Annotated in this window: 18 protein-coding genes; 15 read left to right on the top strand and 3 right to left on the bottom strand. The window is 69.2% G+C overall.

Going from position 1 to position 21,014, the window contains the following annotated elements:
- The first annotated feature begins 261 nt into the window (after positions 1-261).
- The 10 genes from HA073_RS21285 to HA073_RS21240 all read left to right on the top strand — a co-directional run bounded on the left by HA073_RS21285 (position 262) and on the right by HA073_RS21240 (position 9,287).
- Complete coding sequence (locus HA073_RS21285) at positions 262-1,233, top strand: ParB/RepB/Spo0J family partition protein (RefSeq protein ID WP_166457139.1); 972 nt, start codon at positions 262-264, stop codon at positions 1,231-1,233.
- 215 nt (positions 1,234-1,448) lie between these two features.
- Positions 1,449-1,619 (top strand): hypothetical protein, encoded by a 171-nt coding sequence (locus HA073_RS21280; RefSeq protein ID WP_157539106.1) that lies wholly within the window; start codon positions 1,449-1,451, stop codon positions 1,617-1,619.
- Positions 1,620-1,774: 155 nt separating this feature from the next.
- Positions 1,775-2,929, top strand: coding sequence for a nitroreductase family protein (locus HA073_RS21275; protein WP_166457138.1), 1,155 nt, complete (start codon positions 1,775-1,777; stop codon positions 2,927-2,929).
- Positions 2,929-3,858: a nitroreductase family protein gene (locus HA073_RS21270; RefSeq protein ID WP_166457137.1), complete on the top strand. Its 930-nt coding sequence runs from the start codon at positions 2,929-2,931 to the stop codon at positions 3,856-3,858. The genes HA073_RS21275 and HA073_RS21270 overlap by 1 nt, the downstream gene beginning before the upstream one ends.
- A 10-nt stretch (positions 3,859-3,868) precedes the next feature.
- Positions 3,869-5,047, top strand: coding sequence for a YcaO-like family protein (locus HA073_RS21265; RefSeq protein WP_166457136.1), 1,179 nt, complete (start codon positions 3,869-3,871; stop codon positions 5,045-5,047).
- On the top strand, positions 5,028-5,858 hold the full coding sequence (locus HA073_RS21260) for a hypothetical protein (protein WP_205798041.1): 831 nt from the start codon (positions 5,028-5,030) through the stop codon (positions 5,856-5,858). Before HA073_RS21265 ends, HA073_RS21260 begins: the two co-directional genes overlap by 20 nt.
- Positions 5,859-5,895: 37 nt before the next feature.
- The gene (locus HA073_RS21255; RefSeq protein WP_166457134.1) at positions 5,896-6,780 is read left to right on the top strand and encodes a hypothetical protein; all 885 of its coding nucleotides are present in this window, start codon (positions 5,896-5,898) and stop codon (positions 6,778-6,780) included.
- Positions 6,777-8,348, top strand: a complete 1,572-nt coding sequence (locus HA073_RS21250; RefSeq protein ID WP_166457133.1) for a class I adenylate-forming enzyme family protein — start codon at positions 6,777-6,779, stop codon at positions 8,346-8,348. The genes HA073_RS21255 and HA073_RS21250 overlap by 4 nt, the downstream gene beginning before the upstream one ends.
- Positions 8,349-8,358: 10 nt before the next feature.
- Complete coding sequence (locus HA073_RS21245) at positions 8,359-8,628, top strand: phosphopantetheine-binding protein (protein WP_069087898.1); 270 nt, start codon at positions 8,359-8,361, stop codon at positions 8,626-8,628.
- 110 nt (positions 8,629-8,738) lie between these two features.
- On the top strand, positions 8,739-9,287 hold the full coding sequence (locus HA073_RS21240; RefSeq protein ID WP_309228051.1) for a flavin reductase family protein: 549 nt from the start codon (positions 8,739-8,741) through the stop codon (positions 9,285-9,287).
- Between the two features lie 90 nt (positions 9,288-9,377).
- Here the strand turns inward: HA073_RS21240 and ileS are convergent, their stop codons facing one another.
- Positions 9,378-12,497: an isoleucine--tRNA ligase gene (gene ileS, locus HA073_RS21235; RefSeq protein ID WP_166457132.1), complete on the bottom strand. Its 3,120-nt coding sequence runs from the start codon at positions 12,495-12,497 to the stop codon at positions 9,378-9,380.
- A gap of 445 nt (positions 12,498-12,942) precedes the next feature.
- Here ileS and HA073_RS21230 point away from each other — a divergent pair, with 445 nt between their 5' ends.
- The 5 genes from HA073_RS21230 (at position 12,943) to HA073_RS21210 (ending at position 17,716) form a co-directional block, all read left to right on the top strand.
- Positions 12,943-13,923 (top strand): hypothetical protein, encoded by a 981-nt coding sequence (locus tag HA073_RS21230; protein ID WP_166457131.1) that lies wholly within the window; start codon positions 12,943-12,945, stop codon positions 13,921-13,923.
- The gene (locus HA073_RS21225) at positions 13,920-15,170 is read left to right on the top strand and encodes an amidohydrolase family protein (RefSeq protein ID WP_166457130.1); all 1,251 of its coding nucleotides are present in this window, start codon (positions 13,920-13,922) and stop codon (positions 15,168-15,170) included. The genes HA073_RS21230 and HA073_RS21225 overlap by 4 nt, the downstream gene beginning before the upstream one ends.
- A complete protein-coding gene (locus HA073_RS21220; protein ID WP_166457129.1) occupies positions 15,167-16,477 on the top strand; it encodes a nitroreductase family protein in 1,311 nt (436 codons plus the stop codon). The genes HA073_RS21225 and HA073_RS21220 overlap by 4 nt, the downstream gene beginning before the upstream one ends.
- 180 nt (positions 16,478-16,657) lie before the next feature.
- Positions 16,658-16,867 carry a hypothetical protein gene (locus HA073_RS21215; protein WP_043325343.1) on the top strand — a complete coding sequence of 70 codons (210 nt, stop codon included), beginning with the start codon at positions 16,658-16,660 and terminating at the stop codon, positions 16,865-16,867.
- 66 nt (positions 16,868-16,933) lie between these two features.
- Entirely contained in the window at positions 16,934-17,716 is a 783-nt protein-coding gene (locus tag HA073_RS21210; RefSeq protein ID WP_166457128.1) for an aminoglycoside adenylyltransferase domain-containing protein, read from the top strand.
- Positions 17,717-17,758: 42 nt separating this feature from the next.
- Here HA073_RS21210 and HA073_RS21205 read toward each other — a convergent pair whose 3' ends face one another.
- Both HA073_RS21205 and HA073_RS21200 read right to left on the bottom strand, forming a co-directional pair.
- Positions 17,759-20,230: an ABC transporter permease gene (locus HA073_RS21205; protein WP_166457127.1), complete on the bottom strand. Its 2,472-nt coding sequence runs from the start codon at positions 20,228-20,230 to the stop codon at positions 17,759-17,761.
- The gene (locus tag HA073_RS21200) at positions 20,227-20,976 is read right to left on the bottom strand and encodes an ABC transporter ATP-binding protein (protein WP_166457126.1); all 750 of its coding nucleotides are present in this window, start codon (positions 20,974-20,976) and stop codon (positions 20,227-20,229) included. Before HA073_RS21200 ends, HA073_RS21205 begins: the two co-directional genes overlap by 4 nt.
- Between the last annotated feature and the right edge of the window lie 38 nt (positions 20,977-21,014).

Below are 21,014 nucleotides of genomic sequence, written 5' to 3'. Positions count from 1 at the left end.
AAAGAGCGTCGACGCATTGAATCCGAGAAATTTCCGGGTGCCGCGGGGCACCTGTGCAAGCGGTCAGAAGCTACAGTTGCACATGCCGCGGGCCGCCAGAGTACTCAGGATCGGCCCACTACCAGCGGCATCACCGGAGCCCGAAATTTCCGACAAGTTGTTCTCTGATTTATCGGACCGGTTCCACTCACGAGAGGCGACGACTGAGCCCAAGAAGAGCCGGTCAGCGAGGCATCAGCAGCTGTTCACGGGGAGGACAGGTTGATCGACGCCAACGATCCGCTGCAGGTTGTGGAGAGCTGGACCGAAGGAAGCCAGCAGGAGGCCGTATCGGTACCGATCCGGTCGCTCCTGCCCGGTCAGGGCCCCCGCCGGCACGGGGTCGACGAGACGCACGTACAGCTGTTGGCCCAGTCCGAACTCCAGCACCCGCCGATCCTGGTGCAGCGCAGCACCATGCGCGTCATCGACGGGATGCATCGTCTGCAGGCGGCACTGCTCCGTGGTGCGGACTCGATTCACGCGCTGATGCTCGACGACGACGACCAGATGGCCTTCCTGCGCAGCGTCACGAGCAACATCAAGCACGGCCTGCCGCTGACCCTGGCCGACCGCCGGGCGGCGGCCGAACGTCTGCTGGAGATGTTCGCGCATTGGTCGGACCGGTCACTCGGCCGCGCCACCGGGCTGTCGGCCAAGACGATCAGCACATTGAGGCAGCGCAGCGGCCAGCCGATGCCGGCCGAGCGGACCGGCCGGGACGGACGGGTCCGGCCGACAGACGCCGACGCGGGCCGGAAAGCTGTCGTCGCGCTCCTGGCCGAACGACCTGATGCTTCGCTGCGGGAAATCGCCCGGTTGGCCGGCGTCTCACCGAACACGGTCCGCACCATACGCCGCAAACAGAACGAAGGTGCGGCGGGTTTACCGTCGCCGGCACGGGCACTGTCCGCGGTCAAGGAGCCGCCCGGCGCGCCCGAGCCGAGCCGGGACGTCACCGCGTTGGCGCTGGAGAACCTCGCCAAGGATCCGTCCGTGCGCTACACCGAGGCCGGGCGCACCCTGCTGCGCATGCTGCATCAACAACTCAGCCTCGTCTCCGACCACGACATCATCAACGCTCTTCCACCGCACTGCCTCCCGCTGGTGGCCCGCCTCAGTCGCGGACTGTCGCAGCAGTGGGAGCAACTCTCCGCGCGAGCGGCGATCCGCGTCCAGACCGAGGTGGGTTGAGCGGCCAAACCCGCCGACCGTCCACACGCTGCGATCGTCCGCCCCACCGCACCTCAGCCTTGGCACTTCTTCGGCCACCGCCCGGCGCCGGGCGGTGGCCGGACGCTCGCTCGTCGCGTCGACGTCGAGGCGCAAATATGTCCGGAAGAGCCAGGACTCCGCCCGCCGCAGCTGCACTCATTGACATAGCTAAATAGCCCTGTAATGCTTTTTGCATGATGACAACCACCGCGCAGGAAATGTCCGCGCAAAACGCAGAGGTCTCCCTCAACGAGACCGCCGAGGAATCGTCCATCGACAACATCGAGGGTCTCTTCGAGGAGGTCGACCTCTTCTCGACGGCCCTCATCCAGGGCGGCTGCACCGGCGGCTTCACGTCCCTGTGATCCAACTGTCGCGTGCTAACCGGCCGTCTTTCGGCCGGTTAGCACGCGCTTTCCTGTCATCGGGCAGCCGTATCCGGGAACGCCGACAGGATGTCAATCATTCAGGTTGTCCAGAAAGTCAACCGGTCGGAGCGTACAAGAGATAGGACCCTGCTTTGGAGACGCTAGCTGAGGCTGCCGCAGAAAACGGCACCGACGCCCGTTCCGCAACGTATCGCGCGCACCCTCTTGTGCGCATCGAGCCGGCGGCCAGTGACCTGTGGCTCATCAGCCGAGACGACAGGTTGAACGGACACAAGGTTCCCGCGTCGGCTGCGGGTCTGCTCGTTGCCGCCTTCGCTCCGGGAACCATCTATTCCCTGTCGGAGCCGATCATGGCGGGGATCGGCTCCGTGCGCAGGGCCGAGCTGATCGCCGAGTGGCTGGTCGCCCACGAGTACCTGGTGCGCGATGACGACGCCGAGGCGATCAAGACGCGGCGGTGGCTGGAGTCGTGGGCCGAGAATGGATGGCGGGCCGCCTCCCGCTATCACGCGCGTACTTACGGATACCCCTTCGAGTTCTACGAGGCTGACGGCAACTCCGCGGAGGACGTACGCCGGATGGTCGCGTACAACGCGCAGCAGCCCGACGTCGATCGGGCCCGGCCCCGGCTGCACGACCAGGAGAAGGTGTACGCACTGCCGGACCCCGCCCCGGAGTTGTTCCCCGCGACCGCTTCGGCGGCGACGAACCTTGCGGTAGCGGCGCAGCCGCTGGACTACGACCGCCTTGCGTCGCTGCTCTCCCTGCTGACCCGACCGATTCGTCAGGCCAGGATGCCGTTCGCGGAATCGGCCAACCTGCTGCGGAAGACGAGCCCTTCCGGCGGTAGTCGTCATCCGACGGAGTTCTCCGTCGTCACGCATGCCGTCGACGGGATCGACGACGGTGTCTACCAAGTCGCGACCGTCGACGGTGCGCTGGACCGCATGGATCACCTCGACGCCTCGTCACGCGACCTGGCGGACCTGTCGGGTATCGCCGACGACAACCGCCCCTACGCACTCATATTCTTCAACTCCTATTTCGCCCGGAACCGCTACCGCTACCGGGAACCAAGGACCTTCCGGACGGTGCACATGGATGTGGGCCACCTCATGGGTACTGCCGAGTACCTGAGCCGCGCGAACGGTTGGGCGGTCCGGCATGCCCAGCACCTCGACGGCAAAAAGGTCGCGGACGCGCTCGGCACCGACCACCGCGTCGAGGCGACAATCGCAGCGACTCTCGTACACGCAGCCGATCAGCCTGCAGAAAGCCGGGATTGATGTCCACGACATGGTCGCCACTCCTCGTCATCCGACCCGACCGTGACGCCGCCGTTCTCGAAGACTCCCAGTCGGCGCAGTCGGTCCGCTTCGACGCCGCCGAACTCGCCCGGAAACTCGTGTCGGACGCCCCCGAGGTCGGGGCCCGCGAACTGTCTCCGTCGGACGACCTCGATTCGATCTCGACCGATTGGGTCACGAACGGGTGGCGTCCGAGCCTCGACTACTTCAACTGGTCCGAGCAGATCTCGGAGAGCAGGCGGGAGGCCCGGTATCCGGCACGCGGCAGTCAGGCTCAGCCGACGCGTCCAGCGACGTCGACGCCGCAGTGGAACTGGGCAGAAGAAGGCACTACGGCCGGCACCGGCGGGGTCAGCGTCGGTGAACTGCTGGTACGACGACGCACGGCCCGCCAATTCGAGCCGGAGCCCTTGTCGCGGCAGACCGTCGCCGCCATCTTCCGCTGCTTCTCCGCGCTCATGGCACCCTTCGAGCCGTCCGGCTCGCTGGCAGGCGTGCGTATGGCCGCCGTCGTGTACGCGATCAACGGCGTCGATTCGGGCATCTGGGCTCTCGACCTCGCCGGCGAGCGAGCCGATCAGCTGACCTCCGGCAGCTTCCGCCAGGAGATGGCCGATCTGATGTGCGGCATGCAGGCACCCATGACGGCAAGCGCCACGATCGTGCTGATCGTCGACTTCCCCCGCCGCCAGGAAATGTTCCCCTACGAGAGGGCCTTGCGCGAACTGTACGTCGAGGTAGGTCGAGTCGCGCAGAAATTCATCATCGCGGCGGAGTCGTACGACTGCGGCGCGCTGATCACCCCGGCGACAAATGACAACGTGCTGGCGGAGTTGCTCGGGCTCTCGGATGACGAGGCACCGGTCTACACCATCACCTTCGGTCGGAAGACCAGCAGGAAAGGCTGACCCACAAAAAATGGCACTCACCGCTGCGGTCGTCCGCGATGATTGGAAATGCGTCCGATTCACGAGTCCTTTCGACGGGCTCTTCGGCTCTGTCGTAGAGGCGGACGACGACGTGCTCGGCGTCGCGTGGGATCTTGACCCCGCACGGGCGGACGAGAGAGCACTGGGTGAGGCTGTCGAGCGCGCCGCGCTGCACGAGCCAGCCCTCGCACCTGTGCGTGCGTCCGCGAACGAGCTCGGCTCGAAGGCCATCCGTCTCGACGACCGGGCGACCTTCAGCCCGGAACAGTGCTCGCAAGAGCCGCTGCTCCGCCCGTTCGCATGGAACGCGCACTCCCAGAACACCTGGGTGACGATGCAGTCTCCGGACGGCGAGGTGTTCGTACCCGCCGACGTCGAGCGGATGCGGGTCCACGACTCGGATCCGACCCGCGTCAAACCGATGACCTCGATCGGCGCCGCCTGCGGGGTCGACTGGGACACGGCCCTCACCCGCGCGCTCACTGAGGTCGTGGAACGGCACGCCGTTGCGGCGGCCGTCTACTCCGGGCACCGCGCGGCCCGAGTCCGTCCCGGCGACGACCGGTACTCCGTTCACGACATCGCGGAAATTCTCGGCGGTGCGGCTGACGTGGTCGTCGGGCTGCTGCCCGGCAGCCATTTCGGATTGCAGGTCGCGCTGGCCGCCATCGTCGGCACCCGCGACGGACTGCCGGAGGTGGCCTTCGGGTCGGCCGCCCATGCGGACGCGGCGGATGCGATCCGCTCAGCGGCGATCGAAGCGGTGCACATCTTTCACCTCGGCTGGCGTCTGCTCCGCCGGGGAGACCCCGAGGAGCGGCCGGTGGGCATCAACACCCGGGCGCTGTGGTGGGCGAGGCACGGGCGCGCCCACCTGGGCGACTACTTCGTCGACCAGGTGGCCGAAGCCCAGGGCCCGACCTCGGGCGGACGTACCTGGACCGAGATCGGCGATGCCATCTCCGCAGAGGGGTTCCGCTGGGCGTACAGCGACATCACCCCGGCATGGGCCGCCGGCGCCGTGGTCGCTCGCGCGGTGGTCCCTGCCCTGCTCCATCTCCAGATCAATCCGTTCCCGCTGCTTTACGCTCCGCGCTTCCCGTCCGAGGTAGAGGCGTTCCTCCGTCGCTCGGGTGGCGGGGTGAACAATGACCATCCGTTTGTCTAGTCCAGGAACTCCGGCGGAACCGGTGCCCGCGGTCGTCGAGGAGCGCCAGATCGCCGACGCGCCGTTCACCGGCGGCGGGGCGCCTGGCGCGTCGCGGCATGGCGGAGGCCGGCCGGTGCTGCCGACCGATCAGGCCGTCGTCGTCTTCGAGTCGGGTGGGTGGCGGTCATATCCCACGTCCGGCAGTGATCGGGCACCGTGGCAGCAGCACGGATGGGGCGCCGCCTTCGACCTCGTCAGCGACGCGATGAGGAACGGCTCGTCGCCGCGCACGCTGTCGATGCCCGAGGCGCTTCCCGACCCGTCGAACATGGGAGCGGTGGTCGAGCACTACCCGCCTGTCGTGAGCGGGGCACGTCTGTCGCCCGCAGAACTCTTCGGCGCGGTGGGTCGGTGCCGCCGGCGGTATGCGGCGAAGGGGGTCGGGTTCCACGTCGCGGTTGTCGACGCCGGCGAACTGGGTCCCGGGTGGTACAGCCCGGACGGGACCCTGCTGATCCCGAGAAGCCGGCACGACCTCGGCGAGGAGTTGTCCTCCCTTCTTCCGGTCGCGTACGGCCGGGCGGAGTTCGACGTCGGCGCATCGGTAGTCGTATCAGTGTCCGTCGACGCCGAGCGGGACGCTGCCGACGAGTACATGGAGCAACTCTGGATCGGAGGACTCGCGATAGGCGAGCTCGAAGGGTACGGCTCGGACCTGGGATGGGCGACGCGCGGCAACTATGCGGTGCTCGCCGGATTCCATGACGTCGTCGGGCTGGACTCCGGCAGACAGTTGGCTGTCGGTGCTGTCTGCTGGGCAGGGCTGTGACATGGGAGCCGCGTACACGTGGGCTGCGGGAACGACCATGGAGAACGAGGGCTCCGACACCATCCGGATCAGCGCACCGGCGCTGGGCCGGTCGTGGCGCCTGGGCGCGGGCCGCGTCGAGCGGCTTCTGCACCAGGTCGTCGCCGAGGAGTTCGATGACCCGGCCGTACAGCAGTTGATCCGCCTCGGTCTCCTGGTCGAACGCGAAGGTGCCGACGGCACGTCGTGGGGGCCGGTGCGCCGCTACCACGCCTGGAGCGGAATCGATCATTTTCGCGACGGAGCGGATTCGACTGGTGGCCTCCGGGCATCGGCGCTGCGGCTGTTCTCGCAAGACGATCTCGATGCCCTGCGCGAGCCGGCTGTCCCCCAGGGTCGCCGGGAGCAGATTCCCGAACCGTGGGCGGCGGTGGTCTGGACCGCTCTCACCCGGGTGCGCGCCAATCGCCGGCGGTTGCGCGAGGCGGTGCACCCGGCCGAGCTGCTCTACAGCTACGGAGCGGCCCACGGGCTACTGATCGTGTCGCGCGTGGACGGTCGCGTCCTGGTCACTGTGGCCGACCCCGCCTCGTACGGTTCAGGAGTCCGTCTGGCGTCCATGGACGCCGCGGCGGATCCGCGACTTGACGTCCTGGCTCCCCTCGCCATCGGGGTCTTCGGCGATCTCGCCGCCTACCGGAGACGCTATCGCCACGAAAAGGCGTTCCGCGGCTTCCTCGTCGACGGCGGACGGCTGAGCGCGGAAGTCGCTCGCGCTCTTCGGGCGAAGGGCGTCAGCTCGACCACCCGCACGGGCCTCACCGACCCCGCTCTTCTGTCAGCGCTCGGCCTCCAGCCGTTCGTCCATCACCTCGCGGCCGCCTACGTCGCGGACGAGGAGGGCGCCGACCACCGATACGTCGCGACCCGGGTGGCACCGTGACGACGAGAGGGGCAGGTGGCGCGACGGACCGTTGCACGGGGACGTTCGGGCTGCTCGAGCGCGTAGCCGGGGAGGTTCCCGACCGCCTCGCGCTGGTCGAACCGTTCGTGCGTGGTCTCACCTTCGCGGAGTGGTTGCACGACTCGGTGGCGCTGGCCGCGCGCCTTTCCGAGGCAGGGATCACCAGTGGCATGCGTGTCGGTCTGCTGTTCGACCGCAGGCACTGGATCGATCTGTGCGTCGCCTACTTCGCGGTGCAACGGCTGGGCGCGGTCACTGTCACCGTCTCGGCGGGAGCTCCGGCGTCCGTCCGCGACTTCATCACCCAGGACGCCGGCATCTCCGCATGGATCGCTGCGGACTCGTCGCCGGTGGGGAACGGCCCGGGCGGCGATCCGTATCAGGTTCTTCCGGTCGAGCCTCCGCGCTGTGGGGACCGGGTTCCCCCGCCGGCGACGACCCGCCCCGAGCAGACGGCCGACATCCTCTACACGTCCGGCACGACCGGCCTGCCCAAGGCGGTCGTGACGCCGCACGCGCTCTTCACGGAGGTCTACGCCCGCCCGCCGTCCGCTCACGGCGGCATCGGCCCACCGATCCTGCACGCCTTCCCGATCGGTACGGCGGCCGCGCTCATGATGTTGTACGCCCCGTTCCAGGGCATCGACGGGCCCGGGCTCACGCATCCCATCACCAGGGCGGTCGCGGCGCTGCCGGAGTTCAACACCAATGACGTGTGCAAGGCGGTCGCCGACTGTCAGGTCACCCTGTTGTTCCTGACGCCTGCCATGCTGGCACATCTCACGACGCTCACCTCGTCGCAACGTGAGATGCTCGCGTCTCTGGAGGTAATCCACTGCGGTTCGGCGCCGCTGAATCCGGCTCATGTGGAACGAATCCGCCGGATGCTGCCGTCCGTTCGGGTGGTCAACGCGTACGGAACCACCGAGGCTTGGCCCGCGATGGTGGAGATGCCGTCAGCGGGCGCGGATCCCGATGTCGTCGGGAGACCGGCACGAGGCACCCGGATCCGCATCAGGAGCCTGGAGACGGGGCTCGTCGTCGGCCCGGGCGTCCACGGCCGCGTGGAGATGTCCTGTCCGCGGTTCCGCGGACGCCGCTCCTACCTGCACGACTCAGTGCCCTCGAAAACCTTCCTTCCGGACGGCTGGACGGCGACCGGAGACATCGGTCATCTCGACGAGGAGGGCAACCTGCATCTGAGCGACCGCGTCTCTGACGTCCTCAACGTCGGCGGGGAGAAGCTCTCGGCACGCCCGGTCGAGATCGCCCTCCTCTCGCACCCGATGGTCGAGGCCGCGGCCGTGCTCGGACTCCCGCATCCCCGGCTGGGTGAGTACGTCGCCGCGGTCGTGGTGCTCCGGCCGGGCCGGACGAGCCTGGACGACATTCGCGTGCACCTGCTCGAGCGTCTGCCACCGAAGCAGATACCGCGCCGCGTGTTCGCTGTCGGATCGATGCCCGTGACCGAGAACGGCAAGATCCTGAAGAACGATTTAAAGAATTCGATTGCGCGCGGCGAGGGCACGCTTTCGGAGCTTCGCTGAGGAGAGCGACGTGGATTCGTCTGAGGTACTCGAAACAGTTAGCGGATTCTGGCGGGAACTGCTGGAGACGGATGCGGTGGACGTCGACCACGATTTCATCGCGGCGGGTGGAGACTCCCTCCTCGCAGTGGAGCTGTTGGCGCGGCTGGAAGGAACCTTCCCCGACGCCGGCTTCGACGACCCCGCGAACGTCGGCTGGCTGACGATACGAGCGACCGCCGAGCAGATAGTGGCGAGGAGTTCCACCCGGTCGGCGATCGATGCCGGCTCCGGCGACTGAGCCGAGGCCGGTGCGCGCATGCCGCCGACCACTCACCTGACGGGGAAGGGAGCGCTGTGGATGATGCGCGACGTGCTGACGGCCCCGGTGGCTGACGGAAGAGGTGAACGGTGACAGCCGCGAAGCAGAAGCCCGTGTCCCGCGACCGCTGCGGCGGTGACCGTCACGTCGACATGCGGGCGGTGATGGGTGCGTTCGCCACGGGCGTCACGGTGGTGACGTCCGGGCGGGAACTCCCGCACGGCATGACCGCCAACGCGTTCACGTCGGTCTCGCTCGACCCGGCGATGGTGTTGGTGTGCGTGAAGCAGTCCGCCGCAATGCACAGCACAATTCTGGCGAACGGGATGTTCGCGGTGTCGATCCTCGCCGCAGGACAGGAAGAACTGGCGCGCTACTTCGCCAGTCCCAGCCGGCCGCGCGACGAGCGGGAGTTCCGTACCGTCGATTTCCGGCCCGGCGAGCACACCGGCTCCCCCATCATCGAGGGCAACCTCGGCTGGGTGGAGTGCGAGCTCGCCGCCGTGTACGAGGGCGGTGACCACTCCATATTCCTCGGCTCGGTGCTGGACATCGGCCACGGCGACCGCACCGACGCACTGGTGTTCCACATCGGGCGGTTCAGTGTTCTGGCCACGGACGTCCACGGGGTTCGCTGACCCGCCGCTCGGCCCACCGCCGGCCGATACGAAGGGCCGGGGCCACGACGCACGGCCGAACGGGCGGCGTGCTCGTGGCCCCGGCGCTCCTCATGCCTTACGCAGCCAGAACGTCAGGCCGAGCGTCTCGTCGGTGAAGGACGTCGCGTCTGCCCACGTCGGCCGCCCGAGGGTGAAGTCCGTCGCGAGCACCTCGTCGGCCACCAGCTTCTGATGCTCCGTCAACGCCGTCAGGGTGTCAGCGGTCGCCTCGTAGCGGAGTTCGATGCGATCGGCGACCTCCAGGCCGGTGGCCTTGCGGGCCTCCTGGATCTGGCGGATCACGTCCCGCGCGATCCCGGCGAGGCGGAGTTCCGGCGTGATGTCCAGATCCAGCGCCACCGTCGCACCTGCGTCGTTGGCGACCGCCCATCCGGCACGTGGAGTCTCGGTGATGACGACCTCGTCCACCGTGACGACCACCGCCTCACCGTCCACGTCGACGGTCGCCTCACCTCTCGTACGGAGGGCGTTGGCGAGGGCGGTCGGCTCGGCCGCCATAATCGCCGCGGCGACGCCTTGGACCGCCTTGCCGAACCTCTTGCCCAGGGGACGGAAGTTCGCCTTCACCGTCGTGTCCACGAGTGAACCGCTGGTGGCCGTGATGGGTGCCACCGAGACGACATTGAGCTCCGACGCGATCTCGGCGAGGAGTTCCGCCGGCAGGTCGGCGAAACCTGCCGCGGACACGACCGCGCGGGACAGCGGCTGGCGCGTCCTGATGCCGGAGTCGGCGCGGGCGGAGCGGCCGAGTTCGACGAGCCGACGCACGAGAAGCATCTGCGCCGACAGTTCCGGGTCGATCAGGGACAGGTCGCCGGTGGGGTATGCGGCGAGGTGCACGGACTCCGCCGCACCGGGCGTGACCGGAACCACCAGGTCCTGCCACACCTGCTCGGTCACAAACGGTGTGATCGGCGCGAGGAGGAGCGTCAGGGTGGACAACGTCTCGTGGAGCGTGGCCAGGGCGGCCGGGTCGCCGTGCCAGAAACGCCGGCGGCTGCGGCGAACGTACCAGTTGGAAAGATCGTCGATGAACGTGGACAGCAGCCGGCCGGCCTCGTGGGTGTCGAAGCGCTCCATCGCGGCGTCCACGTCGCGTACCAGGCTGTTGAGCTCCGACAACAGCCATCGGTCCAGCAGCGGGCGGCTACGGGGCGCGGGATCTGCCGCCGACGGCGACCAGCCGGCGGCACGGCCGTACAGCGCCCCGAAGGACACGGTGTTCCAGTAGGTCAGAAGAGTCTTGCGGACGACTTCCTGAAGCGTGTTGTGCCCGACGCGCCGGGCCGACCATGGGGAACCGACAGCGGCCATGAACCAGCGCACCGCGTCGGCACCGTGCTCGTCCATCAGCGGGATGGGTTCGAGGATGTTCCCCAGGTGTTTCGACATCTTGCGGCCGTCCTCGGCGAGGATGTGGCCCAGGCAGACGACCGTTTCGTAGGCCGACTTGTCGAAGATGAGGGTGCCCACCGCCATGAGGGTGTAGAACCATCCCCTGGTCTGGTCGATCGCCTCCGAGATGAAGTTCGCCGGGTACCGCTTCTCGAAGAGTTCGACGTTCTTGTGCGGATACCCGAATTGCGCGAAAGGCATCGAGCCCGAGTCGTACCACGCGTCGATGACTTCGGGCACCCGGCGCGCGGTGGCGCCGCATCGGCAGTCGAAGGTGACGTCATCGATATAGGGACGGTGGGGATCCAGCTCGGACAGGTCGGTCCCGGCCAGCTCGCTCAGCTCGGCCAGCGAGCCGACGCAGGTCAGGTGGTTGTCCGGGCAGCGCCAGATAGGCAACGGCGTGCCCCAGTACCGACTGCGGGACAACGCCCAGTCGACGTTGTTGTTCAGCCAGTCCCCGTAGCGGCCGTACTTGATGTTCTGCGGCTGCCAGGTCGTCGCCTCGTTCTCGCGCAGCAGCGCTTCCCGGATGGCAGTGGTGCGGATGTACCAGGACGGCTGCGCGTAGTACAACAGCGCCGTGTGACAACGCCAGCAGTGCGGGTAGCTGTGCTCGTACGCCTCCTCGCGGAAGAGCAGTCCCCGCTCGGCGAGATCCGCCACCAGGACCGCGTCGGCACTCTTGAAGAACGTGCCGCCGACGAGCGCGAGGTCGGACTGGAACGTGCCGTCCGGACGGACGGGGTTGACCATCGGAAGACCATACGCACGGCACGCGGCGAGGTCGTCAGCGCCGAATGCCGGCGCCTGGTGCACCAGGCCGGTGCCGTCCTCGGTCGTCACGTACGTCCCGAGGATGACGAAGTTCGCGTCCTCGACCTGGACCAGGTCGAATGGCCGCCGGTAGGTCCAGCGTTCCATGTCCTTGCCACTGAAGGAGTCGCCGACGACGGTCCATCCCTCACCGAGTGCGCTGCCCGCCAGCGCCTCCGCGACAACGAGCTGCTCCTGGCCGTCGGTCATTACGACGTAGGTGACGTCGGGATTGACCGCGACCGCGACGTTGGAGACCAGCGTCCATGGGGTCGTGGTCCACACGAGCAGGGAAGCCTGGCCCGCCAGGGGGCCCGAGGTGAGTGGGAACCGCACGAACACCGACGGGTCGGTGACCACCTCGTACCCCTGGGCGAGCTCGTGATCGGACAGCCCCGTCCCGCAACGAGGACACCAGGGCGCCACGCGGAAGTCCTCGACGAGCAGCCCTTTTTCGAAGATCTGCTTCAGCGACCACCACACCGACTCGATGTATTCCGGGTCCATCGTCCGGTAGGCGTCGTCCATATCGACCCAGTAGCCCATGCGTTCGGTCAGCTGGGCGAACTCGTCGGTATGCCGGGTCACCGACTCGCGGCACCGGGCGTTGAACTCCGCGATACCGAAGGCCTCGATGTCGCGCTTACCGGAAAAGCCGAGTTCGCGCTCGACAGCCAGTTCCACCGGAAGTCCGTGGCAGTCCCAGCCGGCCTTCCGCGCGACATGGAAGCCCTTCATCGTCTTGTATCGGGGAAAGACGTCCTTGAACACTCTGGCTTCGATGTGGTGCGCCCCTGGCATGCCGTTCGCCGTTGGGGGCCCCTCGTAGAAGACCCATTCCGGCCGCCCCTGCGATCTTTCCAGGCTGAGGGCGAAGACCTTACGATCACTCCAGAATTTGAGGATGCCGTGATCGATATCGGGAAAGCTCGCCTGCGCGGGCACAGCGCGGTACATGGATCCTCCAACGAAGCGGTTACCGAACTTCGGTGGAGGGACGAGGCCCGGGCCCCGCGGTACCACCCTCCTTGGCCACAGCGCGCGGCCCTCTCGTTAAGTTGTGGTCGGGTCTACTCGGCGTGACGCCTTTCTTCCGACGGCTCCAGGGTGATCTTCCCGCTGCGCACACCCCCGGGCTTCCACCATCCCCGGGTCTCTGCTGGCTGCGTGCAGTGGTACTCGTCCCTATCGACGCCTTTCCGGGCCAGTGTAGCCCATCGCGCCGTTCGGCCGATGGCGGCGGCAAGGAGGATGACGGACGCGAAAGTGGGTGGTGAACGTGCCTCACAGGCACGGCGCGCATCAACTGCCGACAGGTCGCACACCCTCGTGAACAAGCCACCCGAACGCTACGATCGGCGTCAATCTCAGCAATCAGTCGACGACGTCGAGGTGACCGCCCTTGTTCACGCCAGCTCAGCTAGGTCTGGACGATCCCGCTCGCTACGTCGAGGCAGAGGAACGGTTTTCCCGGACCGCTTCGGAATGCGCCGCTTCCGCGAATGTCGCCGGGGAGGGGCGAGCACTGCTCAACACGGCGTGGGCGGTGGAGAAGCAGGGCAGAGGGGCGGAGGCAATCAAGCTGGCGGAGACAGCGAGACATCTTCTCCGTGATTCGGAGGCCCTGTCGGCTCTCGCCGAATGTTGCCACTCCATCGGCGTATGGCGGTTTCACCACTTCGACGACGATCCGCCCGTGAACGACTTCCGCGAGGCGATCCAGGTGCGCCTCGGCACCGGAGATCTGATGGCTGCCGCCCAGTCGTGGCACAACATGGGATATGTCCAGTTGGCATCCGGTGACGTCGCGGGCGCCTGGTCCTCGTACGAGCACGCGACAGATCTCCTCCGTCAGGTTCGCGACGGCGGCGACACCGAACTCGCCTCGAAGGCGTTCCGCCAGTTCGGTTTCATCCTGTCGCACCAGGCGTTCGCTGCCGCACGTCACGACTCGGCCCGCGCCGCCCTTCAAGCGACAGGACGATACTTCGACCACGTCCGGCTTACCGGCGCCCACCGTGAGCCGGTCTACGCCTACCTCGCGCCGGGAATCGCCCTAGCCGCTTCCCGCGAGGTGCCCGAGGACGAGGCGAACGCGCTCGAGGCGCTGGTGGGCATCGCTCCAGACCCGGAGTCATGGCTGCTCGCTGCCGTCCGTCAGGCGACCGACGCCATGACGTCGCCTGTGGATACGGGCACCGGCCGGCACGCCTACCTGGGCGCCCGGATCCTCGCGCTGGCAGAGCTGGCGCGCTGGCACCACATGGCCGGGCGCGGCCGGGAGGCGGACGGACTGGTGGACTTGGCCGTGAATCTGTCGCGCGCGCGGGGATGGCACGGGGAGGCAGTGCGCGCTGCCCGCGTCTCCGAAGGATCGTCGTGACGGCCACGCCGACCGCGGATTTCACCATTGCCGGCTGCACCGTCATCGATCCGGATTCCGGCACCACCACCCTCGGCTCGTTGTCGATCATCTCCGGTTCAGTCAGCACACGCACCACCGCAGATGCCGACCTCCCACACCTCGACGGCACCGGTTTGTTCGCCGTTCCCGGGCTCATCGACATGCACGTCCACGCGACCAGCGATCCTCATGGCCGGACCGCGTCGAGCTGGTCGGACATCTCGGCCACCACCATGACGCTGACGGCTGTCGCGAATCTGGCGACCGCGCTGCGCAGTGGGATCACGACGGTCCGCGACCTGGGTGCTCCGCGTGACCTCGGGTACTCCATCCGCAACGCCTGGGCCCGGGACTTGTTCGTCGGGGCCAGGCCGTTCGTCGCCGGTCCGGTCATCACCGCAGTCGGCGGGCACGGAAGCTGGCTCGGTGTCGAGTCCGAAGGCGCCGGATCAATCGGCGCGCTCGTGCGTCGAAACGCCGCCGACGGCGCGGATGTGATCAAGCTGGTGATGCGCAGCGCGGCGCGCCGGATGGAACTCCGGCCGGAGGAACTGAGGGAGGCGGTCGCCGAGGCCCGTTGGCTGGACATCCCCGTAGCCGTACACGCGAACTTCTCGGAGCGTTCGATCGACGCGGCCGTGGAAGCCGGCTGCGACACCTTGGAGCACGGCTTCGCGATATCGGAGGCCGCTGCCGGTGCGATGTCGAAACAAGGCACCGCCCTCTGCTCCACCGCTGTAGCGCTCCAATCGATAGTGAGGCGTCCGCAGCTCTGGATCCGGCAGGGAGGCAAAAGTCTGGTGGAGATGGCCGTCAGGCAGCTCCCGGAGGCACGACGCAGCTTCGAGCGAGCTCTGGCGGCCGGCGTCACCCTCATCGCGGGGACGGACGCCGGAGCCGCCGGTGTGGGTTTCGACTCCCTGCCGTCCGAGCTGGAGGCCATGGTTGACTGGGGCGCCTCCCCGCACGATGCGCTCGCGGCGGCGACGTGCAGGGCAGCCGAGGCTCTCCGTCGTCCGGATCTGGGCTCCCTGAGCGATGGCACGGTGGCAGACGTCGTTCTGCTCCGCGCGAATCCGCTCGTCGACATATCCGCGTGCAGAGAGGTCGAAGCCGTGATCCAGGCCGGGCGTCTCGTTCGCCTGGACACACTGTCGCGGCTACACGGAATGGCGGTGTCCTCCGCTCCGGGCACAGTCCTTCCGCCCATCGGGTCGACGTCATGAGGCGCTGGGCCCCGGCAGCGGGGTGGAGCATCGAACCGGACGCCGACGGCCTCGCGTTGACCCACAGCGGCCGCCGGATGATCGTCCGCATGCCGCCCGAGGTCGGCAGGGAGATTGTCGCGGCCGTCGGCGGGCTGTCGTCCGCCCGGGAGCTCACCTCGCGAGGTGGCGAGGAGCTGGCCAAACTCGACGCCCGCGGCGTCCTCGGCGTAGAAGTCGTCCGTGAACAGCACGTACTCGCGCGGCATGAACCGGGCGCCCGCCGGGTCCGCCACTCCCCGCCGTCGCCGTACGTGCGGCCGGTTCGCGCCCTTCCGTCGGCCCACATGCGCTTCGGTCCCGACGGGCCGGAACTGGCCGGCGGGAACTCGGCAGATCGCGTCGTCCTGACCTCGACATGGGCCGTCGAGTTCGCCGCACGTCTGATCGCACGGGCGGATGTCGAGGTCGACTCTGCCCCGGAGAGTGAACTGCTCGACCTGCTGAGCCGGGCCGGCCTGTTGGTCACCGGGCGGAACCAGCATTCGGAGGAGTGGGAGTTTCACGATTCGCTCTTCCACGGGGCGACGCGCCTGGACACGAGCTTCGGGCTGTACGGTGCCAAGATCGGAACAACTCACTGGGAGGTCGACAACCCGGTCAGGCGCCCGATGACAGCGGAGCGCATCGCTCTCGGCCACGACGACCGCTCGCAGGAGGGCATGACGCTCCAGGAGGCGATTTCCGCCAGGTCATCGCTGCGCGACCATGGCGGTCCGCCCATCGGGAGCGCGGAGATCAGCGCCGTCCTCGATGCGTCACTTCGGATTCGCCGCTTGGAGCGTACCGTCGCGAGCGAGCGAGCGTGGCGTTCGATGCCGACCGGCGGGGCGCTGTCGGGGCTGTCCGCCGTCGTCATCGCGGCTTCGGCCCATGACCTGGAACGCGGGGCATATGAATACGACGCCGTGAGCCACGAACTCGCGCCGGCGTCAGGACCCGCGCCGGCGATCGACCGGTGGCTGGGCCTCGCCCATCGATTGACGGGCATCCCGCACACGTCGATTCAGGCGATGGTGCTGTTCGTGCTCGACTACGCCCGCCCCGCCCGTTCCTACGACTCCATAGTCTATGCGACCGCGTTGAAAGAGGTAGGTGCCGCGCTCCAGGCCATGGCCCTGGTGAGCGCCGATCGAGGGCTGTCCTTCTGCCCGATGGGTGGCGGCTTCGCGACGACCGCGGGACTGGGAGAGGGCATCCGAACCGGCGCCGTCATCGGTGAGGCAGTGCTGGGGCGGCCAAAAGGGACCGAACGAGCCGGCGAATGACGCCCCGGGAAGACCAGGCGTTCATTCGCCGGGCCGGGAGTCGGTCATCGGCGGAACGGCCCGGCTTCCCTGCGCGACGTCATCGATCACGAAACGTGAGCCTGCCGTCCTGCGGCGAACGGAGCAGCCCTCCGACCGTCACCACGGCGGGGCTGGCGCGTACGCCGTAGCGTCGATGGCATGAGAACGATGCTGGTGTCGCTCGCGGTGATCGTGGTGGTGGTGCTCGCGCTCGTCGTCTTCGTCGCCCGCCGCGACCGGACGAGGCGCCCGTCGGACGAGGATCCGGCCGCGGTTCGCCAGGCCGGCGCCGACCAGCACCGGCACGACGCGCAGCGGCAGATCGCGTCGGGCCTCGCCGAGCGGCACCGCAACCCGCCGAGCACGTAGGCACGACCGGCGGTGCGGGCCGGTTTATCGGTGGCCCCGCGGCGACCCACCGTGCAGGATCACCCGGTGGTCCCACCCGACACGGTTCTCTCCGACCTCCGCGAGGCGTGGCGCCGCACGCTGACGGACGACCTTCTCGGCCTGTACCTGCACGGGTCGCTCGTGGCAGGCGACTTCGACATGAACCGCAGCGACCTCGACCTGCTCGCGGTGCTCGCGAGGGACCCGGACGGGAAGCTCCTCGGCGTCCTCGCCGAACTGCACGCGGACCTCGACCGGCGGCACCCGCTGTGGGCCGGCCGGATCGAGGTGGAATACGTGTCACTGGACGCGGTACGCCTCGTTCCCGGCCGGGACCACGTGATCGCCCGGATCAGTCCCGGGGAGTCGTTGCACCTGCTGCCCGCCACCACCCACCGCGTCGTGACCTGGGCCGCCGTGCACGACTACGGCCGTACGCTGCTGGGACCGCCGGCCGGCGGGCTGCTGCCCGCCGTCGAACCCGGCCTCGTGCGCGCCGCCCTGCGGGACCACGTGCGCGACTGGCCGGACTGGGTGCTCGACATGACCCCACCCGGAGCCCAGTCGTACGCGGTGCTCACGCTCTGCCGCGCCTACCAGCGCCTGTGCGACGGGCGGCAACTGTCCAAGCGGCAGGCCGCCCAGCAGACCGCCGACGTCCTGCCGCGATGGGCGGACCTGATCGTCTGGGCGCGCGACTGGTGGTACGACTCCGGCCACGACAGCGATCCCGGCCGGTTCGACGAGGTCCGGGCGTTCGTGCACGAGGTCAGCGCCACCGTCCTGGCCGAGGAACGCAAGGCGGAAGCATCCGGCGGACACCTGTAGTTCGACGCCCTGACGATCAGGCTGCCGCACGTCCCGATGGACCTACTCCTTCAGGCCGATGTTGTCGATCGGCGGAGCGCCGAGCAGCCGCCGGACGGGCCACACCGTGCTCACCAGCGCCAGCAGTGCCGTACCGCCGAGCACCGCCGCCCACCCGAGCGGCGGCACGTACGGGATCGGGCTGCCGGTCAGCCCGTTGACGATCGCGGCCAGCGTCAGCACCGCGATCGTCGCGCCGATCAGCACCGCGGTGCCGAGCAGCCCGGCCTGTTCGGCCCGGACCATCCCGCGGATCTGACGGCGGGTGACCCCGACCAGTTGCAGCAATGCCAGCTCGCGGCGGCGGGCCAGCGCCGCCATCACCATCGTGGTGGCCGCCGCCAGCGCCGCGTACCCGACCATCACGCCGATCAGCAGCCGGTTCAGCCAGGCGCCGAGCGCCAGATCGGTGCTGAGCAGGCGCGTACGGGTGGCGGCGTCGAGAATCTCGGCGCCGGGCCGCGCCGCCGCCCACGTGGCCAACGCGGTGCCGGCGTCCGGGCCGCCGCGGACCAGCACCTCGTCGACGGTGTTCGCCGCGGTGTGCCCGGCGACCGTCTCGGCGGCCACTGTGACGTCGCCGAAGCCGAGGCCACGGTCGTAGATCGCGATCACGTCCAACGTGACCGGGGTGCCGTCGCCCAGCCAGAGTTCCGCCTTGTCGCCGACGTCCCAGCCGGACGAGGACGCCTGCATCGTGGACAGTGCGACGGTACCGGCGCGCAGCTCGGCCAGGGCGCCCTTGCGCACGGTGAGGTCCATCGTCGACGTGAGGCCCTCCGGGTCGACCGCTTGCGCGCCGACCGGCTCGATGCCGCCGAGCGCCCGCACCACGACCTGGGTGCGGCGTACCCCGGTGGCAGCCTGCACCCCGGCCAGCTCGCGGATCTCCCGGGCCGCGTCCGCCGGCAGTCCGCCCGGAGCGGTGAGCACCCGCTCGGCGAGCGTTCCGGCGCTGCTCTGCGTGGCGGTCTGCCGTTCCAGGTTGTCCTGCAGGAACCAGACCGAGCCGCCGAACCCGACGGACAGCACGAGGGCGGTCAGGACGGTGGCCATGCCCTGCGCGTTGGCCCGCAGGTTGGCTGCGGCCAGGTAGCCGCCGGCCCGCCAGATGCGCGGCAGCACCGGGGTGAGCAGGCGTGCCGCGTAGGCGTTGATCATCGGTGCGAGCAGCGCCACCGCGATGACGAACAGGTAGAGCATGCCGACCGCGCCGGCCAACGCCCCGGCCGACCCGGCGCCGCCGAGCGTGAACGCCCCGGCGCTGCCGGCCGCCATCAGCGTCAGCACGCCGGCGATCATCCGTGCCGGGCCGCTGCGCCGAGGCTCGACGGCGATCTCGCCGAGCGCCTCGATCGGCTTGATGGCGGTGACCCGGCGCGCGGCGATCAGCGCGGCGACCACCGCCACCAGGACGGCCGTACCGATGGCGGCCGGCACCGCGAACAGACCGCCCGCCATCGGGAAGCCGGCCGGCACGAACCCGCGCCCGACCAGTTCGCCGTGCACCCAGCGGGCCGCCAGCAGGCCGACCGGGCCGCCGATCGCGGAGCCGGCCAGGGCGAGCAGCGCGGCCTCGGCGACCAGCATGCGGCGCACCTGCCCCGGCGTGGCGGCGACCGCGCGCAGCAACGCCAGGTCACGTCGACGGTGCCGGACGGACAGCCCGATGGTGCCGGCCACCACGAACACGATCAACAGGACGACGTACCCGCCGAAGGCCGCCCCGGCCCCGACCAGCAGGCTCTGGGCGGCCAGGTTCTCCGACTGCTCGGCCTTCCCGCGGTCCTTTCCGGCGTACGTCGTGGCGCCGGCCGCCGACGCGATCTCGCGCACCGCGCCGAGGTCGGCGCCGGGCGCCATCCGTACGCCGATCGCGTCCACCCGGCCCGGGTGGGCGGACAGGCGCGCGGCCTGCGCGTCGGTGAAGAACACCGCCGCCGTACCGGTCTCGGCGGTTCCGCTCACCCGGTACGACCGGTTGATTCCGCCGACGACCAGCTCGATGGGGTCGCCGGGCGACACCCCGAGCCGGGTGTCGGCCACCACCTCGTCGTCGGTCCGGGGCGCGGCGCCCGCGGCGAGGCGACGACCGGTGAAGACATACGTGTCCCAGCCGTGCCCCACGGCTGCGGGTGAGCCGATCGGCACCCGGTCGTCGCCGGTGACGGCCACGACGCCCGGCACCCGGCGGATCCGGTCCACCAGGTCGGCGTCCACGGTGCCGCCCTCGGGCAGCGCCACCGTGCTCGTGGTGGTGTCACCGTCGAACTCCCGGAACGTGTGGCTGATCGTGCGGTTGGCGACGACCACGTCGGCACTCGCCCAGAGCCGCGGCTCCGGGCGGAACCGCAGCCCCGATTCGACGAGCGTGCCCATCGCCACCAGGATCAGCACGCCGACGATCAGGGCCAGCAGGGTCGCGGCGGCGGGGCCGGTGCGGTGCCGCAGCAGGCGGGCGGCGAGGCCGGTCATCGGAGGACCCGCCCGTCCAGCGACGCCAGGTGCTCGGCGATCCGGACGGCGCCGAGCTGCGGGAGGTCGGCGACCATCGCGCCGTCGGCCAGCACGAGGACCCGGTCCGCGTACGACGCGGCGATCGGATCGTGGGTCACCATCACCACCGTCTGCCCGTGTTCGTCCACGACCGCGCGCAACAGCGTCAGCACCTCCGTCGCGGTCCGCGAGTCGAGGGCGCCGGTGGGCTCGTCCGAGAAGATGACCTCGGGGCGGGTGGCCAGCGCCCGGGCGATCGCCACCCGCTGCTGCTGGCCGCCGGAGAGCGCCGCCGGCCGGTGGTGCAGCCGGTCGGCGAGGCCGACCCGCTCGACCACGTGGGTCAGCCAGGCCCGGTCCGGACGGACGCCGGCCAGACGCAGGGGCAGCACGATGTTCTCCTCGACGGTGAGCGCGCCGATCAGGTTGAACGCCTGGAAGACGAACCCGATCCGGGTACGCCGCAGCTCGGTCAGGCGCGTCTCGGACAGCCCGGACAGGTCGGTGCCGCCGAGGACCACCCGGCCGTTCGTGGGGCGGTCGAGCCCGGCCGCGATCTGCAGCAGCGTGCTCTTGCCGGAGCCCGAGGGTCCCATAACCGCGGTGAAGGTGCCCCGGCCGAAGCCGACGTCGACGCCCGCGAGCGCGGTCACCTGGTTGCGGCCGGCGCCGTACACGCGGGTGAGTTGTTCGACGCGTACCGCCGGTTCGACGGTCTGTCCCATTCTGGTGGCCTCTCTCCGTGGGCTCGGCAGGAACTGCG

The sequence above is a fragment of the Micromonospora sp. CMU55-4 genome (genome assembly GCF_011602315.1).
Lineage (GTDB): Bacteria > Actinomycetota > Actinomycetes > Mycobacteriales > Micromonosporaceae > Micromonospora > Micromonospora chalcea.
The sequence above is the reverse complement of the archived record's forward strand: the minus strand, read 5'-3'. Positions and strand labels throughout refer to the sequence as shown.